The following is a 17727-nucleotide window of genomic DNA, read 5'->3' on the forward strand; positions in this document are numbered from 1 at the left end:
TGGTTCTGGTAACTATCAACCAGGAAAATATCCTCCCGGAAACCTCATTTCTCTGACGAGACCTGACGTACTGTCATCAGGAATTCATGAGCAGTGGTTTCCCAAAGTTCAGGCGAAAAATCAAACCCGTATCGTTTCCTGAACTCCTCTTCGACACCGTCACCATAGGCGGAGATAAAATCATCAACTTCTTCGGCGAGATCTTTGAGCATCCAGTCTGGTACTGACTTTTTGAATAGCCGTACTATGCCTTCGACCGTATCCTCGCCATCATTGATGATGTCCGCGTCCTGGTTGAAATAACCGAAAATAAGTTGGTCAAGGAAGTGGAATTTTTGCATTTTGTACCTATAGATCCGGGAATGCTGTGAGAATGTAATAGGGTTTGCCGTTATATTGCTGAAACTCGATAACAATTCTCACATTTGTCATGACTATTCGCTGGTTACTCCCGCGCCGGAAACCGTAGCCAATTGCTTTGCCAGATGCATTTCGAATAGTTAACCTGGCTCCCTGTCTGCCTCCGCCAAGGACCGATTTTATAACGTCCCGATTAGCAAAAATCGCTTTCGATATGGCTTCTTCGGCTATCTGCACGTTGGTAAAGGTAGTGGAATACTGCAAACGCTTATTGGCTTCAAAGCGGGATAATAGTTCTGCATCGCTTTTGCCAACATGTGTGGAAAGCGTATGCCCGCCGGGTTTCAAACCTGTTACTGACTCATGCTCAGTAAGTTTAATACGGCCAGCTCTTACTGCTGCTACACGACTTGCGCCGATGCCAAGTGCAAATCCTAGTGGAACAGCGATATCGACAGTCAGGCCGATTTTCATCGCCGTATCTTCATCTGCTCCAAAGGATTTAGCAATTGCTGTTGCTGCCTCGTATGTTGCTGTGCGAGTGTCTCTACCCACAATGAGCTGATTTGCAGCTGCGTGAATGCTATCGAGACTATGTGCGCCGACAACTACACATCCTGCTTTTGTTAATCCGGTAGGTTCAGGTGCGATACACAGAGCGGTGGCGCCTGCAAGCTCAAGTGAACCCATGACAAGCCCTAGCCCTCCGAGAAGGCGGTTACTCATCGTTTCCGCCTCTGTCACTGTCTTATCAGAGAGTGCGGCAGCAAGCTGAACAGGGGACATCGCGATCTTTATGCCATCATCCATAATGTGACCTTATGTGTTTAAAAGGCAAACAGCATAATTGTATGCTTTTTTCAGGTGCAGCCAACCATTTCAGTGCCATAAATTAAGTTAGTGAAAGCTATTCATTTCTCACAGGTGGTTGAAAGGAGCTGGCGCTGGATAAACAGGAGAAAATGCTGAAATGATGTGGCAGCGGCAAAAAGTAAATTGGATCACACGGTGCGGCGTTTACCGAACTTGCAGATCCTAATTGGCAGTCAGCCCTGCGAAAAGTGAGCCCGTAGCTGCTATGTTTCATTAACTTGCGTATATGTCGTGAAAAGCTTTCTCCGACGTTTGACAGTGTTGTCCTTAACCGGGTTAAGTACGTAGCGAGATTAACTGGCTAAGCAATAATGCGGGCAGCATTCGCACATTTAACTAATATTCCTAAGCTTACATTTATGCCGTTTTGTTCGCTGCCTTATCGCCTGATCAACTAATAGGGAAAAGGGTCTTCAGGTTGCCCTATCGACTACCATCTGCTTTGGCTGGTGCAGGGTTAGCATTGATATCAATGTATTTTCTCAATCCCATTGTGCGGCTTACTCCGGGAGGATCGGAAAAGGGGAGTTTAAACGTTGGAGATGCTGATACTTTTACTGTCCACGTGGTATCACCGATGAAGCGGAAGCTCGCAGAATGAGGTGAAACTTTCAAAGCCTCGAAATGACCTGAAGTATAGATACCCCCAATAGTCAGTTTCTCTAAAATTCCCTGAGAGAGATCTAACAGCAGGAGCGTCAGCATTTCTTCAAAAAGAACGTCATCTGTTATGAATAAAAGATAGCGGCGCTCATCAATTATTATCGCACCCTCAAGCACTTTTCCAGGGATGATAATTCCCGTTGAGATGCCGTCAATCAAAACTTCGGAACGAGCCTGGGCGGTATCTGTTGCCTCATTAACTTCCGACAGCGATAGTGTAGTGACTTCTTCCATTTCTATTTCCACCAGTTGCCCATTTCCCACGCCGCTAAAGCACCGCCGACGAATCCGCCTGATAGCACGCATACGGGGGCGCCAGGTCCACACATTAAACCAGCAACGGCACCGCCAGCCCAACCGCCCGCAATACCAGCTCCGTTAATAGCAACCTGCCTGCCGGTTTCTGAGGCTTTGTTGTCTGACATATATATTTCATACATTGATATCCCGATAGAAAGAACTATCAAGCCTTTAGCTGCACGTGATAATTTCATCATTCTCAGGTTGAACTGAGGATTTGATTTACCCGCTGACTCTACAATCCCGGCATAAACCTGATTTTTTTGCGTTTCAGATAAGCTGTAAAAATTAGCCTTTGGCCCGAACATAGCGGCAGTTTTTTTGGCGACTAATTCATTAAGCGTTACGCCTGAAGTCTTGATCCTTTCTGCCATTGCCCTGCCAGGTGGCGTACTCCGGGTGCGCATCATATCCATTATCAGATTTCTGGTTTCCTGTGCCTCCATTGCAGCTTTGTCCCAGCTGATAATGCCACTATTCGCTTTTGCTCTGAGATCCTCGGCCATTTCTTTAATGTGCTTAGAGTACTCAGGACGCAGTCTGGGATCGACAGAGAGCCTTGCCGCTGCCGCAGAAACATCGCCTTGTAGTGCGTTCACCGCACTTTCAAATTTCGTTTTGCCGTCTGAGTCCAGAGCACCAAGTAAGGCCGTATCCACTTTCAGTCCCTGTCAGATGAGTAACTCCATGAATATAAAAAATGTGTTAATGAAATTGAAAATTGCCTCATTATGCTATCCGCCGACTTTACATGCTGAGCGGATTCTTGAGGCTGCTGGCATCCATTCAGGCAGTCTGTCGTAGTAGAGGTAACGTCTGGCCTGATGCGGACTGATATTGACATTCCCCATATAGAGTTCATCTGGCTCCGACATGTGCAGGGTTACCCTGCTGACCTGCTCCCCGTTGATTAATACACCGCGATGTTAGTAATGTCTTCATAAGCCACATAAGGACATCCCCATGAAGAAGCGTTTTTCCGACGAACAGATCATCAGTATTCTTCGCGAGGCTGAAGCCGGGGTTTCTGCCCGTTAACTCTGCCGTAAGCACGTCATTTCTGACTCCACCTTTTACACCTGGCGCAAGAAGTATGGCGGTATGGAGGTGCCCGAGGTTAAGCGCCTGAAGTCGCTTGAGGAAGAGAACGCCCGCCTCAAGAAGCTGCTTGCAGAAGCCATGCTGGCTTAGGAGGCGCTTCAGGTGGCTCTTGGCCGAAAGTTCTGACGACAGACCAGAAGCGGGAAGCCGTAGAAGTCATGTGTGAGGCCGAAGGTCTGTCGCAACGTCGAGCCTGCAGGCTGGCAGGCTGGCCCCTGTCGACCTGCCGTTACTCGGCTCAGCGTCCGGCTGCTGACGCGCAGCTGTCTCTACGCATCACAGAGCTGGCACTTGAACGTCGCCGGTTTGGTTACCGGCGCATCTGGCAGTTGTTGCGTCGGGAGGGCCTTCACGTCAATCACAAGCGGGTTTTCCGCATCTATCACCTTAACGGTCTGGGTGTAAAACGCAGGCGACGTCGTAAGGGTCTGGCGACTGAGCGGCTTCCGCTTCTCCGCCCGGATGCGCCGAACCTGACATGGTCGATGGATTTTGTCATGGATGCACTTGCCAGCGGCCGCCGGATTAAGTGTCTGACCTGCGTGGATGATTTCACGAAGGAGTGCCTGACGATCACCGCCGCTTTCGGTATTTCAGGCGTTCAGGTCGTGCGTATTCTGGACGGCATAGCGCTGTTTCGTGGCTATCCGGCAACGATAAGAACCGATCAGGGCCCGGAGTTTACCTGCCGTGCGCTAGATCAATGGGCCTTTGAACATGGTGTTGAGTTGCGCTTAATCCAGCCGGGCAAGCCAACGCAGAACGGATTTATTGAGAGTTTCAATGGCCGCTTCCGGGATGAATGCCTGAATGAGCACTGGTTCAGCGATATTCTACATGCCCGGAAAATCATTAATGACTGGCGGCAGGACTATAACGAGTCCAGACCGCATTCATCGCTGAATTACCAGACGCCGTCTGAATTTGCAGCATGCTGGCGAAATGGGAAACAAGAAGAAAAACCAACCGACATTACTAACTGAAGGTTGTATCTAATACTGAGGGCAGGTCACTGCAAATATGTGGAGTTGCTGGCAGGTTAGCTGTATGAGTTAACGCGAACCTTAGCTCACTGTGTTGGTGATTACATGCAGCTATTAAAAAGCGCAAGATGTTCCCTGTAGACTACTCGATCTATGAGGTGATTTATCTGGCTATCAAGGATGAGTCGAAGAAATGGATTATGTCGATCCACAACTGGCGGCTGGCAATGAATCGTTTATTATCGAGTTCGGTGATCGCCTGAGTGCTCACCTTTAATATGGTGGCTATTGCATAGAGTAATTTACAGGGGCCGCTTAAAAAGCAGCCTTGTAACGCGCCATCTTAGCCATGCCTCTATACTATTATCAATTACAGTCCCTGCATCAAACTTCTGGTTGCTGATTCCAGCATCCGGGACTTTCACTGTCAAAAAACTCTATCAAAATGTTTTTCCCAAGATTATCTTTGATTAATTGGTTGGCTCTATTGCAATACGCTTGGTCTCTTCTGAATACAGATACTGCGACTTTTTTTATGCCTGCACCTGCCATTCGTTTTAGTAGATGCACATCATGCTCTCCCATTCCCCAGCCTAGAATCACAAGATTTTCACGCTGTTCGGTAAGTACTTCCCGGTAAACCGTTGAAAGATAAAAACTGCTCTGAATCGAGTTTACTTTTTGTTCATGCGTTCCTTCACTAACAAACAGCGGAACAACTTCCTCGCTTTGCCACCGCCTCAGAATTGATTCAAGTAAACCTGCATTCTTAATATGAATTTTACTCTCTTGTTCAATACGATTACGGCACAATATGAGGCTGCCATGTGGATAAAAAACAAGTGTATTAGATTGTTCATTTCCAAGCATTCCTCTTAACCGTTGCCAGTCCTGCTCAAAAAGGCCTCTGGCAAGAAAGCAGTCCTTAAACCGATGATGATCGTTGAGACCCAGACCATATGTCATTGTCCAATAGACTATCAGATCGTAGTTAAGCGAAATGACTGTGTTAAATCTTTTCAGAAACTCGTAAATATATGGCAGCTGTTCGTCAACTTCATCATGCTCAGGATGCACATCTCGCACAGCTTGAATAAGGCATTCACGTATTCTGAGGTAGGCCTCATGAGTGCGGGCATCTTCAATTTCTAATGATTTGTTGACGTTTGACGCCTGCCAAATAATACGCAGAATGAGTTCGAAATCTTTAGTTTGGAAAAAGTCAAAAAGTTTTCGTACATCTGCCTCCAGACTCTCTTTTTGGGTGACGTGTTCAAGAAGAGAGCCATATGCAAAACGAGGACTGACGGCGATGCTTGCGCCGTTACCCAGCAAAATTGTCCCATCATATCGTGGCGCCAGCTCAGACCAGGGGAGAATGGTAAACGACATCTTAGTTATCTGCTCCAATAGTGAATTTTTCTAAATAAAAAACAATTTACAGCACAGATGCTGACTGTTTCCATTTTCAACATTGCCGGTTCAACAGTCTTGCTTGATGGTTTTAAGAAAATATTTTATTTTTCAGTTGCTTGAATGCGTTTTCGCATGACCGATACAATTATCCATATAGATATTATCTTCCTGATTTTATAAACTATCTAGTTAAGAATACCCCCTTCAGGAAATTGAACGATGCCCCGATTCAGCAATACTATTTTATGGTCAGGTCATGAGTGACAATCATTTAACAGAACCTCACGAGGCAGGGTTTACTTTCTATGAGTTTTTCGCGGGCGGCGGTATGGCTAGGGCTGGGCTGGGAAAACAGTGGCGATGCCTTTTTGCCAACGACATGGACCCGATAAAAGCATCGACTTACATCGATAACTGGGGGGACGAACATCTCGACATGCGTGATGTTCGAGAGGTTACCTCCTATGAATTGCCGCTCCACGCTGATTTAAGCTGGGCGTCATTTCCTTGCCAAGATTTGTCTTTGGCCGGTAATGGCTTGGGAATTGGCGAAAGAGATTCCAGTGCCGATGAAACCACGCGTTCCGGTGCAATATGGCCATTCCTCGATTTAATAAGCAGGCTCGGGGAGGAAAACCGTAAGCCGCCGATTCTTGTTCTTGAAAATGTTCTTGGATTGCTGACGCTGGATAAGGGGAGCCATTTCGCCGCGATATGCCATCAGCTAAGCAAAACTGGCTATCGGTATGGCGCAATAATCATCGATGCAAAGCACTTTCTACCGCAGTCCCGCCCCCGCGTATTTGTTGTTGCGATTAGTCGTCATGTTTCCATTCCTGAATATTTGGTTTCAGAAGAACCTTTGTTGCAATGGCATTCACCTTCGCTCCTACGCGCCTGCGATGCGCTGGCGAAGGAAGCTCGCAATGACTGGATCTGGTGGTCGCCTGGCGATTTACCAAACGCCAGAATGAGGGAACTGGACGACTTAATCGATTTTGAGCATGAAAACGCGCTATGGCATTCTGCCGAGGAAACACAACGGCTTATCAGTATGATGGCACCGGCTAATCTGGCGCGTCTGGCGAACGCGCAGGCATCCGGCGAGACAATTGCAGGCAGCCTTTATTTACGCATGCGCAAAGAAAAAGGCGTCAACCGGCAACGGACCGAAATAACGTTCTCGACAGTTCTTGGTTGCCTGAGAACGCCAAAAGGCGGAGCTTCTCGTCCTCGTATTATCGTTGTAAAAGGCAGCCAAGTGAAAACGCGTTTGTTGTCGGTCAAAGAAGCGGCGGCGTTAATGGGGTTGCCGGATGATTTCATCCTCCCGGCTGCGTATCAGTCAGCATTCAAAGTGATAGGTGACGGCCTTGCCGTTCCTCCCGTTCGTTTTCTGGCAGAACGTCTTCTAGAGCCACTGGTGATGGCAGTCCGAATCAATAGTCAGCGGACGGAGGATATACCTGAATGAACTGGACGTCTCTCGTTACGCCCGATGGTTGGGAAAGTAAACTGATTGACTATTTTCTCCGGTTCGGTGCCGGCGGCGACGCGCAGGATATTCGCTGGTTTGAAGTTACGCCGTCGACGCTTGCGGCAGCATTCGCCGACAGCAGTGCTAATGCGAATGAAATTGAAGAAGCGTTTCGAACCTGTATGTCAAAAATACGGGATCTGCCACAGCGCCTTGAATACGGCATGATAGAAAAGTCGACTCGTGATACGCCCGGATTTTTTACTTATCTGGTCATGACGTTGCTTATTAGCAGCCAATTCGACGCACAGGAAGAGCGCAATGACTTTCGTCTGAAGCTACAGAACTGGCTGCAGACCTCGCATAGTTTTCAGAATTTATCTGGCGTCAACCAGATGTGGGAGGCATTAGCCGAATGGCTTAACCAACGAATTCAGGAAGGTGAGTCTTACAGGCATCTTGTCCTGCCGCCGCGGGATGGTTGGGTTCAAATCGGTCACACCTTGCGGTTGGCATTCCCTAATAAAGCCGATCTACGCCTGATGAGCGAGTGCCTGGAACGTTATCCGCAAGCGGCCGCTGATCCGCGCCAGTTAATCAAGTATTTTCAGATTGTTATTCAAAGACCTGGCGTTTCTTATGCGCTGAAGGAGGCTTACGCCGAATTCAGAGACGCGTGGTTACTAGGGCACCGCGCACTATTCGATATGCCTTTCTGGCGCCTGCGTCAACGGGCGTTCGAAATATCATCCGGCGCACCGAATCATCAAATCATTATTGATATGTATGTCGACTTTGACGGTTCACGATGTTATTTCAGTAGTGTGGGCGATACAGGCGAAACCGTTTTTCATCCTGTGTTATCCAAAGCTCTTAAAGACCGTGGTGCCAGTAGCAGCGAAAATCTGGGGAAGGCGTCGCAGGCCGGCTTACTATTTTTTGATGAGATCGGGCACGGGCGCTGGAGAGCGAAACCGTCTCCTGACGTAAACTCGCAACGGTTTCATATTGCCTTATCCAGTAAATATTCCGTACAGATAAGTAAGCGTCTCAACGGTTATATTGTAGAGGACGATTGGATTTTAACGGTCCAGCCTGTGAACCTGGTTTCGGCGATGGATATATTTCGCTTACTAAGACCCTCATGGGGCACTCAGGGTGATGACGTCACGCGCCCTCAGCTATACGGTGGAATACGCCTCCCCGGCGGATGGCTGGGATTACCCGCATTTTTGCCTTTTATTGAGTCAGATACGCTACGCTACAAAATATATTCATCCGGGAATGATGAAGCAGGAATCAACGTTTCTGTAATTGATGGCCGTTTGATTTCTTCTGTACCTCTTAACTGTGAACTTTCCATCGAGCCAGCGCTTGAGACGGGAGAAAAAACTCCGCCGTGGCGGCGTCGCGCGCGATTTTTCACCTACGCTGTACCGCACCCGACTTTAGGCGAAAGTGCAAGATACCGGTTTGAGCCGTATTGCGACTGGTCGACGTCTTCACTAAAGGCGCCGACATTTAATTTCGAAGAGCAGTTTCAATGGGAAGATAGCGAAGTATGTTGCGATCATCTTCTGGAGGCGATATACGCCAGCGGAGCAAGCGGCTGGGAAGAGGCCGAGTTAATAGCGCTTCTAAGGCATGTAGATGGGAAGATCAACGTATGGCATTTGATTCGTTGTTTACAAAATGCGGGTCTGATCGAGCCACGCCTGCGTCCCGGATGGAAAGGCCGGGCATGGACGCTGGTTAAATCTTCATTGCTTCATATTCGTAACGGAGAAAATTCTCTAATTGTTGTGGAAGGCGCAGTCTGCGCCAGACTGGTGGATGATTTTCAAAAAGTGGTCGCTGGGTTGGGCGGAAAAAGTTTTCGTCGTTGCGGCGTTAGCCTTTGGTCGCCCCCTGTGTTTTGCGCTGTACTTGCTGATCCTGTTGCGTTATCTCAGCGTCTAGGATGGCCGCTAATCGAAGCCTCATCGTCATCCGATACAATACCGCTTTCACTAGCCACGACAGAACGCGCTGCTGAATTACATGATCTAGCTGCGGTCTGGGACTGGCATTCAGGGCGATTTCAGCAACATGGTATCCAGGATAAAGAATCTGTGTCGCTGTCACTGCATACTCATCCCGGAGGGCGAGATCATGATATCTATCGGGTTGTTTCCGGAAGAAAAACAACACATTATCTTTCCCGAACCGCAGCTATTATCGCCGCTGGCGCATATAACAGGGAACCCATGTTTGAACGCGTCGCTAAAAATTATCTGCAGTGTCTTATCGATGATTGTGGCCTGCCCGACGTATTGGCTACGGGAATACGGCGTCACGCGCTCAGAAACGGAGGTCCGATGGACTCCGGTTACACCTATCCTGTCGATGACATATCTTTCCTCTGGCTAGAGTCGATACTTCCGGGATGTTTTTATTCTCTCTCGTCAAATGGCGAGGACGATTCAAGCCGAGTAGTTTCAGTTAGTCGCCATTCTGGCGGAAGAATACGTCCGATATGGAGAAACGGTCGGTTAACACTGACGCTGGGATAATAAGGAAAATTAAAAATGAGCAACATTCCTTGGTATCTGGGTCAATATGATCGCAGAAATTATCAGTCTTACCTTACAGCTATTGCGCAGGAAACACCTGATGGCTGGCGTACGATCGAGAACCCTAAGAAACTATTTCCTCGTACGGGTGAGGTTGAGTTTAACGACTCTGATGCTTTGCCGCTCCGTAAGGGCGAATGGGCCGCTTTTCATGTTGGGCCAGGTACTCGCAACAGAGCGCAGGCGAAACGTGCTCGCCGTATTTATCCTTATTATGATTTATCTTCCGGCCAATCGCTGCTGGAAGCGCGTCGCCAATTGAGCTTTGATGGCATAGCTACAGATGGTGAACAGGGGATGTGGGCTATTCGTTTTGGGCTGGATGGCTTGATTCTGGCAAATCTGGCTGAGTCGAAAACAGGCTGTCTGATCATTTCCAAGAGTCAGAACGTCTATGAATATGATTTCCGTGAAGGTGGCGTGATTTCCGTATCAGGCATATCTGATAACGGAAAATTGTTTTATATGCCCGATGTCGATGCGTTGCCTACCCAGATCCATGACTGGACTCCGGATAAGCAGTACATCGAATACGTCATTCAACTTCTTTCCTGCGCTGATTTGACGGTCGAGATCTCTTCATGGCTTCGAGTGCATACAGACGAGCAAAACGGAAAATTATCTTCCGGCGTCGATGCTCTTCTGGCTGCTGCTCAAATGCTTCGGGCAGGAGAGTTGGCTAAGAAACTGGAAGAGGAGGATTCTCTGACTCGTCAATTTACCGAAGCTGTATTGAAGGACCAGCACATCACCCGCCTTCTCGAGCATCAGATACAAAGCATCGCGGAAGAAGAGCGAGTCACGTTGCGCGCCCAACAGCAAAAGGCGCTCGAAAATGAATTTTCGGCTGAACGGCTGCGACGTCGTGAAGTTATTGAAATGGAAATGGCCGTATTTGATAAGGCAAGGAAAAGCGAAATCGAGGAGGAGATTGCACAATTATGGCAGTTCCAAAAAGAAAAATTACAGACTGATTTTGCAGAAAATAAAGCGGATATAGAAAAAACGCTCAATCAGGAAAAAGAGTATCTCGAAAGCGAAATTAGCCGTCTGAAAGACGCCAACAATGAGTTATGCGCCCAGAACGAAAATCAGCATCATATATTGGCTTCCTTAACCTACGATCATGAAGCATGTTTAACATCTTTAAGAGAGACCGAGGAACGTACTGCTCAGGCAAAAATTGAACTCGAAAAGATGGATATTGCGATTGCTGAAAAGTTTCGTCATATGGCTTATTCAGTATTCCCCAAAGTATGTCTTCCGACGCAAGCGAAAGTAGTATCATGCGAAGAATTCGGTCAGCTCGTTAGAGAGAACAAATTGCTGACACTCAGCGGAAAAGTATTGATGACGCAATTTCTTGCGTTGATGTTGGCCGGTGAATGTCCGTTGTTATTTGGTCCGGAAACACAAGACTTCCTTGCTATTGCTGAATCGCTGATTTCTTCAGGCCGCTCAATTCGACAGATCGCCGATCCAACGATAATTTCCTGCGAGGATCTATGGGTTCGTGCGGGAAATAATATGGCGACACCGCTTTACCAAGGGTTATTGTTGAGTGAGGCATCTTGTCCCCGAACGATCCTCGCCGTGATTGAACGTGTCGAATGTTCCGCCGCGCGTTTCTGGTTGCCAGCGCTGAAAGATCGATTGTACCGAGGTGATTTGCACCGACGCTTTCTGATTTGCGGCACCATTGAAAACGAAGATTGTGAAGAAACGGAGGAAATTAAGGAACAACATCTTCGCCTACGAATGGAAGATGTCGTCATTCGGAATGCGATTGCGCTATCTCCTTTATATCTTTCTTCAGAAAATCATAGCGAACTGGACCCCGGTCCAAAATCGCAAGGTTCTTTCCCTGACAAGCTCGCTATCGCGGATGAAATGTCAGCCGGACGTTTGGATCTAGCAAATACGCTACGGGCGATGAGAACGGCACATGAAGTGGTGCCGCTTGATACTGAAAACAAAGCGATGCATCAAAAATATTTAGTCGATTTATATGCAAATTTAAATAATGACGAGATGTGTGCCCAATAAATTATAGGAGAAGGAAATCATGTTAGACCCTATTGGCGGTTTTCGCCGTATTCAGGACTTCTTCATTTCATATATAGAAACTAGCTTTCGAATTGCCGATCCTTCAGTCGCGGCCTCAAGACGCAATCTTTTGAATAGAAGCGGAGAATTTGCAGCGGAGCCTTACATTGAACCTGTTTTGCGATATGAGTCTTCTGATAAAACGCTTGAAACTCTGGCCGAGATGGACGGTGGACCGCTCAATAGCTTGTCTCCCAAAGGCCGTAAGGCGTTCGTTGAACTAGCGTTATCCGGTCTATTTGATTCGAAACTAGGTGACGAAGTCTGGTCGCGTCGTTCAGTCCATGCACCGTATAGCCACCAGACGCAAATGCTGGAGCGCGGTATTCTTCCCGGTAGACCCGGCATCGTGACATCTGGTACAGGTTCGGGAAAAACCGAAAGTTTTATGTTGCCTATATTGGCTGCATTATCGAATGAGGCTGTCAGCTGGGCCACGCCTCGCGAAGGCTATCTGCAAAATCGGTGGTGGACTGGCGAAAAAACAAACTGGACTTCTCGTCGAGAAGGAGAAAAACGCCCGGCGGCCCTCAGGGCGATGGTGCTTTACCCGATGAACGCTCTGGTTGAAGATCAAATGGCGCGTTTGCGTAAAACGCTGGATTCCGAAGGGGCGCGTGAGGTTATGGAGCAGCATTTCTCAGGAAACAAGATATTCTTTGGGCAATATACCAGCGCAACACCGATTACAGGTTATGCCAGCCATCCACGTCTTTCCGGAGTCAAATCGGAAAAAAGTCGCCGTGCTCGTAATCTTGAAAAGTTACGTAAGGCATTGAAACAGATTGATAGCGATCAGCAGGCTGCACGCGCGTTCGATGAAAAAGAAAACACTGTGGAAAAGACTCGATATATATTTCCTTCGACAGACGGCGGGGAAATGATGTCTCGCTGGGATATGCAGGCTGCTCCGCCTGACCTCCTCGTCACTAACGCCTCAATGCTCGGGGCAATGCTTTCGCGCGAAGTCGAAGACGGTATATTTGACGCTACGCGCGAATGGTTAATGAATAACAACGACGCATACTTCTATCTGGTATTTGACGAGTTGCATTTATTACGTGGTTCTGCTGGAACTGAAACCGCGATGTTGATTAAGTCGCTAATTGTAAGACTCGGGCTTGACGACCCGAAACATCGCTACAAACTGCGTTTACTCGCGTCTTCAGCATCGCTGCCGATGGATGGCGTGGATGGAGAGCAATCTCGTAAATACCTACGCGATCTATTTTCGCCCTTCGGTACTTGCCGCGATTCTATCGATCCCGGTCGTGATGACCCTGATTTCTGGCGTAACTGCGTCATTAAGGGAATACCTTATGTACCATTGAAACCAGAAGGAAAAATCGCTGTGCGGCCTTTCGCTGCATTGATGCGTGTTGCCCTCGAGGGGCAGGAAAATGTCGTACGCAATCTGAAAATGACGGACGCGCTTAGTCAGGCTTTGTCTAATGTCTTCATAGCTCTAGACGTGAAAGCGCAAAATAGCATGCAAGGCATTAAACAAGCAGCCGAGAAAGCAGCAGCGTTGCTGACCAATGCTTGTATAGAAGATGGCAGCGAGTTGCCGCGAGCGATGCCGCCGGGAATAATCATTGATAAGGTTTTTCTGAAGGAAGACCCAAGTAATCAAGGTGAATTGGAATTAGCATTACGCGGATTAATGCTGGTGCGTGCGCTGCCAGAATCGGAGATAGAATGCGATAAACCTGCCAACGTCACACCAGCTTTTCGCGTGCATACATTCGTCAGAAATATTGAGGGTTTCTTCGCCTCCGTATTGCCGGGAGAGCAAAAGGCGAAATTCTCCGATTTTTGTTTGGAGCGTGGTTTGTCGCACGCTCCAGCAGGCCTAGGGGAGAAACGAGGCCGCCGTTTATTCGAGATGTTGTACTGCGAGGCATGTGGAGAATTACTGATCGGCGGTCAGAAGGGACAGAAGGGCGGTAAGACAATCGAATTATTACCTTCGGCGACTAATCTGGAAAATCTTCCAGAACGTCCCGGCGCTGAATATTACGACGATATGACGTTGGATGAATTTGCGGTTTTCTGGCCTGTCGATACTACTCATTTAAGCCCGCTAGGCTGCGAAAAAGGTTGGGATGTCTGGGATAAGGCGGTACTTAATCCTGTTACAGGCATTGTGACGATCGGGCAGGAAATATTTCAGACAAATACTGACGCGGTTCACGGATATCTGTATTTCCAAAAAACAATTCCGGGTAAAAAAGGCGAGCCGACAAAGAGACCCTCCGCGCAGCCTTTTTGCTGTCCTAACTGTGGCATTGACTACTCCAGCCGGCCTGCCAGCAATCGTACCAGAACGCCCATTCGCGCATTTCGTACTGGTGTGACTAAGTCATCCCAGCTTGTGGCGACAGAATTATTTGAATTGCTACATGCAATCGGTGCGGAAGCAAAGAGTATTGTTTTTTCAGATAGTCGGCAGGATGCGGCATCTATGGCGCTAGAAATTGAACGATTGCACTTGCGCGATCTACGCAGGGAAATATTGGTCGCAGCGGCCAGAACGATGCTTAAAGAAGCAGAAAAGAATTATATATCAGAAGATATTCTTAAAGATAAGATGACCAAAGCCATGCTGGCTAATGATGATAATGAGTACGGCCGACTATATGCTATAAAAAAAAATCAAGAAGGCATTGCTAATCTTTGTAAGTATAAACGCATAAAAATAGATAGGCTATTAGAGTCTGAAGGTGATTCAATCGGAAGGATTACATCTGAGCTGGTTGGGTTGGGAATATCACCATATAAGTATCGTTCCAGTTCAGATGATGAGGATAGCAATGTTTGGTATGCTAATTTTACTAAAGAAGATGCGGTCGTTAAATATAGCGATGGACTATCTTCTCATGAAAAAATGAAGATAAAAACAAAAGTCGCCGGCGATCAATTTGAGCTGATAGATGATGTTATTTTTGCTAATACCTTCTTCGCGCTAGAGGAAACAGGTCTAGCATATCCATGTATATCAGATAAAGATGACTTACCAGAGTTAGATGCATGGTTAAGGGTGTTTTCAGGGGCATATCGCGTTACAGATAATAAATATTTTGACTCTACACGTACCCGTGATTGGTATGAAGGCAGTCATGTTGAAAAAGAAAAAGTTAAGCGCGTTGCCAGAGTATTATTCGGTGATAGAGGGTATCAAGAAGGTTTGACGCGTATTTTAAATCAATTCTCTCAGCTTGAGCATAAGGCTGGGCGAATTAAGATAGGTAAATTGTTCCTCAAAGTTAGTAAGCCAGGCGATAGTTATTGGCAATGTAGAAAATGTGGGCGAATTCACTTACATTTGGGTTTTAATAATTGTACTCGCTGCTTAACCCTACTTGAAGTTGAACCCAGCGGAGTTGTCGAAAAGCTATGGAAGGAAAATTTTCTTGGTAAACGCATTGTTCGTGGTGAGCAAGACGGAGTTAAACGTTTCAGGTTGAACGTCGAGGAATTGACGGGGCAGACAGATGATTTCTCCGATCGCCTACGTAAATTTAAGGGCATTTTTGTTGATGAAATGAGTGAACTCGAAAAATTAGATGCGGAAATCGATATGCTTGCCGTTACCACGACAATGGAAGTTGGAATTGATATCGGTTCACTTCAGTCGGTTTATCAAGCCAACATGCCTCCTCAGCGGTTTAACTACCAGCAGCGCGTCGGCCGCGCTGGGCGACGTGGTCAGGCTTTTTCTTTCGTTATCACATTTTGCCGCGGACGAACTCATGATGCTTACTATTTCGCTCATCCTCATGCGATCACCGGAGATCCACCACCGCCGCCTTTTTTGGCAGTAGATCACGATGCCATTCCATTAAGACTTATGCGGAAAGTATGGCTTAGAGCTGCATTTAATCTTTTACGTGAAGAGGATCATAAAAAGGGAATAAATTTCCCCGGAGATAAACTCGTTCCGCCTGATATTCATGGCGAATATATTTCTACTCATGATTACTATCATGGCGATGAAACTAATTGGGCTGAGCGATTGCTAGGAGCGTTGAAAGAAACTCAGAATATTCATAATCGCTTTATTAAAGCAGCAACGTTCGATCCAGAACAAAAAAAACGTCTTAATTTAATATTAAATGCGGAGAACATAATTGATGAAATCTCTGAACTGAAAATTTATGTCCCTGAAGAGGATATGGGGCTTGCACGCTTCCTAGCCGAGCATGGAAAATTGCCAATGTACGGAATGCCGACTCGGGTGCGCAACCTTTATTTGGGATTGCGGAAAACAAAAGGTCTAAACGCGCAAGAAGAATACGAATGGTCGACGATGGATCGCGATCTTGATCTCGCAGTTTTCGAGTATGCCCCTGGCTCAGTATTGATCAAGGATAAGAAAAAGCATGAGGTAATAGGCTTCACCGGTAATTACCAAGAACCGCAGGTCCAGAATAACCGAATATCGGATCTTTCGACGGTAGGTTCGTGGCAGGAGTCATGCAGCCATGTAGCAGTTTGCCCGGCATGTGGTTCAGCCAAGCTAGAGCTACATAAACCTGACAACGACATTAATTGCGAGGATTGCTGCACGCCGATTAGCCCTAACGAATTCAAGCTTTATATCACACCAGCTGCTTTTCGTACGGATTTCAAACCTAAGGACGATATGGATAGCTTTATCCGCATGTCGTTGAAAACCACAGCAACAGTATTGCATGAAGGCGTTCCGACAAAATGCGGTTCCTTCACGGTGCAACGCGGCGAAGTGACCATTCTACGTCTCAATGATGGTCCTATTAATGGAGAAAAGGAAGGCGAACGATTTAATGTTGACTTGGTAAACGACCAAAAAGCGCCAATGCCCTTTTCTACATATTGCCCGTCAGTTAACGGCGAGCAGGCTATCGATTCAGACTGGCTAAAATCGCACGATAACCCACGCTGGCAGTATCGCGGCGAGAAAAAAAGTTTTGGGCTTGTATCTAGCAAAGAGACAGAGTCACTTCATCTTGAAATAACGAAATTCGATACTCGCCTTAATCTAAATATGGTTGCCAGATACGGCGGGTACATGAATTTGCCTTCGCGCGCCGCGGCTATTAGCGCGACCCAGATCTTGACGCATAAGGCAGCGCTCTATCTAGATGTTTCGCCAGATGAATTTGAAATGCTTGAACCCCGGCTGCACCTTGGCAAACCTAGACTGCAAATCGCCGATGCGTTAATCAACGGTTCAGGACTATGCAGGCGGCTTGCCGAACCAGCTACTGCTAACGACTTCCCTCTGATAGTCAAACTATTACATGAGATTCTCGAAGAGAATGACAAATGGCCGATGGTTGATTTTTTAAACAAAGATCACTCGATTCAATGCCAAACCGCGTGCTACAAGTGCATACAGCGCTATGGTAATCGCCAGTATCACGGTTTACTGGACTGGCGGTTAGGTTTGGCCTATTTACGGGCGATGGTTATGCCCGAATTCGCATGTGGTTTGAATGCCGCAGACTGGAACCAGCCGGAGATGACAGGATGGCGAGAAAGAGCATTTCAGTTAGCGGAAGACGTCGAGGCTCTACGACCAGCAACAATCAAATTGTTAAAAGAGTATTCGTTACCTGTTCTTATCGAGATTCAGGATGGAAAAGAACTCTGGCGTGCAGTCGTTACGCATCCCCTATGGAATTCGAAGGAACCTGAGCGAGATGCTCTGATTGATTTCATGGGGCTAGCTAAGGGGGGATCTTCACTTAAGTTTATTGATACATTCGAGCTGGAAAGACGACCATTGCGTACGCTTGCTAATCTTAAGCTTAGTTAAAATACAGCAATAGTTCTGACAGTTGTTGATTGATGT

The 17727-nt window shown here is 47.2% G+C and carries 9 protein-coding genes and 2 pseudogenes; 6 read left to right on the top strand and 5 right to left on the bottom strand.

Annotated features, from left to right (window positions below):
• Positions 1–44 precede the first annotated feature (44 nt).
• The 4 genes from IV493_RS03665 to IV493_RS03680 all read right to left on the bottom strand — a co-directional run bounded on the left by IV493_RS03665 (position 45) and on the right by IV493_RS03680 (position 2855).
• The gene (locus tag IV493_RS03665) at positions 45–341 is read right to left on the bottom strand and encodes a contact-dependent growth inhibition system immunity protein (protein ID WP_095706782.1); all 297 of its coding nucleotides are present in this window, start codon (positions 339–341) and stop codon (positions 45–47) included.
• 7 nt (positions 342–348) lie between these two features.
• Positions 349–1170 (bottom strand): RNase A-like domain-containing protein, encoded by an 822-nt coding sequence (locus IV493_RS03670; protein ID WP_147789544.1) that lies wholly within the window; start codon positions 1168–1170, stop codon positions 349–351.
• Between the two features lie 486 nt (positions 1171–1656).
• Positions 1657–2130, bottom strand: coding sequence for a hypothetical protein (locus IV493_RS03675; protein WP_095706784.1), 474 nt, complete (start codon positions 2128–2130; stop codon positions 1657–1659).
• Between the two features lie 2 nt (positions 2131–2132).
• Positions 2133–2855 carry a hypothetical protein gene (locus IV493_RS03680; RefSeq protein ID WP_230299981.1) on the bottom strand — a complete coding sequence of 241 codons (723 nt, stop codon included), beginning with the start codon at positions 2853–2855 and terminating at the stop codon, positions 2133–2135.
• A gap of 304 nt (positions 2856–3159) precedes the next feature.
• Here IV493_RS03680 and IV493_RS03685 point away from each other — a divergent pair.
• Together IV493_RS03685 and IV493_RS03690 are read left to right on the top strand one after the other, a co-directional pair.
• Positions 3160–4280, top strand: a pseudogene (locus IV493_RS03685) (IS3 family transposase).
• Between the two features lie 101 nt (positions 4281–4381).
• Positions 4382–4557: pseudogene (locus IV493_RS03690) on the top strand (IS256 family transposase); the annotation flags it as partial.
• A 107-nt stretch (positions 4558–4664) separates the two neighbouring features.
• Here the strand turns inward: IV493_RS03690 and IV493_RS03695 are convergent.
• A complete protein-coding gene (locus IV493_RS03695) occupies positions 4665–5672 on the bottom strand; it encodes a DUF4917 family protein (RefSeq protein ID WP_195857746.1) in 1008 nt (335 codons plus the stop codon).
• 280 nt (positions 5673–5952) lie between these two features.
• On the opposite strand from IV493_RS03695, the gene IV493_RS03700 reads away from it, so the two are divergent.
• From IV493_RS03700 to IV493_RS03715, 4 genes are read left to right on the top strand one after another with little or no spacing between them, the layout of a single operon-like run.
• Positions 5953–7170 carry a DNA cytosine methyltransferase gene (locus IV493_RS03700; protein ID WP_195857747.1) on the top strand — a complete coding sequence of 406 codons (1218 nt, stop codon included), beginning with the start codon at positions 5953–5955 and terminating at the stop codon, positions 7168–7170.
• On the top strand, positions 7167–9725 hold the full coding sequence (locus IV493_RS03705) for a hypothetical protein (protein WP_195857748.1): 2559 nt from the start codon (positions 7167–7169) through the stop codon (positions 9723–9725). Before IV493_RS03700 ends, IV493_RS03705 begins: the two co-directional genes overlap by 4 nt.
• 15 nt (positions 9726–9740) lie before the next feature.
• A complete protein-coding gene (locus IV493_RS03710; protein WP_195857749.1) occupies positions 9741–11831 on the top strand; it encodes a hypothetical protein in 2091 nt (696 codons plus the stop codon).
• A 19-nt stretch (positions 11832–11850) separates the two neighbouring features.
• A complete protein-coding gene (locus IV493_RS03715) occupies positions 11851–17691 on the top strand; it encodes a DEAD/DEAH box helicase (RefSeq protein WP_195857750.1) in 5841 nt (1946 codons plus the stop codon).
• Positions 17692–17727: the final 36 nt, after the last annotated feature.

This window comes from Pantoea sp. SM3640 (genome assembly GCF_015654165.1).
Taxonomy (GTDB): domain Bacteria; phylum Pseudomonadota; class Gammaproteobacteria; order Enterobacterales; family Enterobacteriaceae; genus Pantoea; species Pantoea vagans.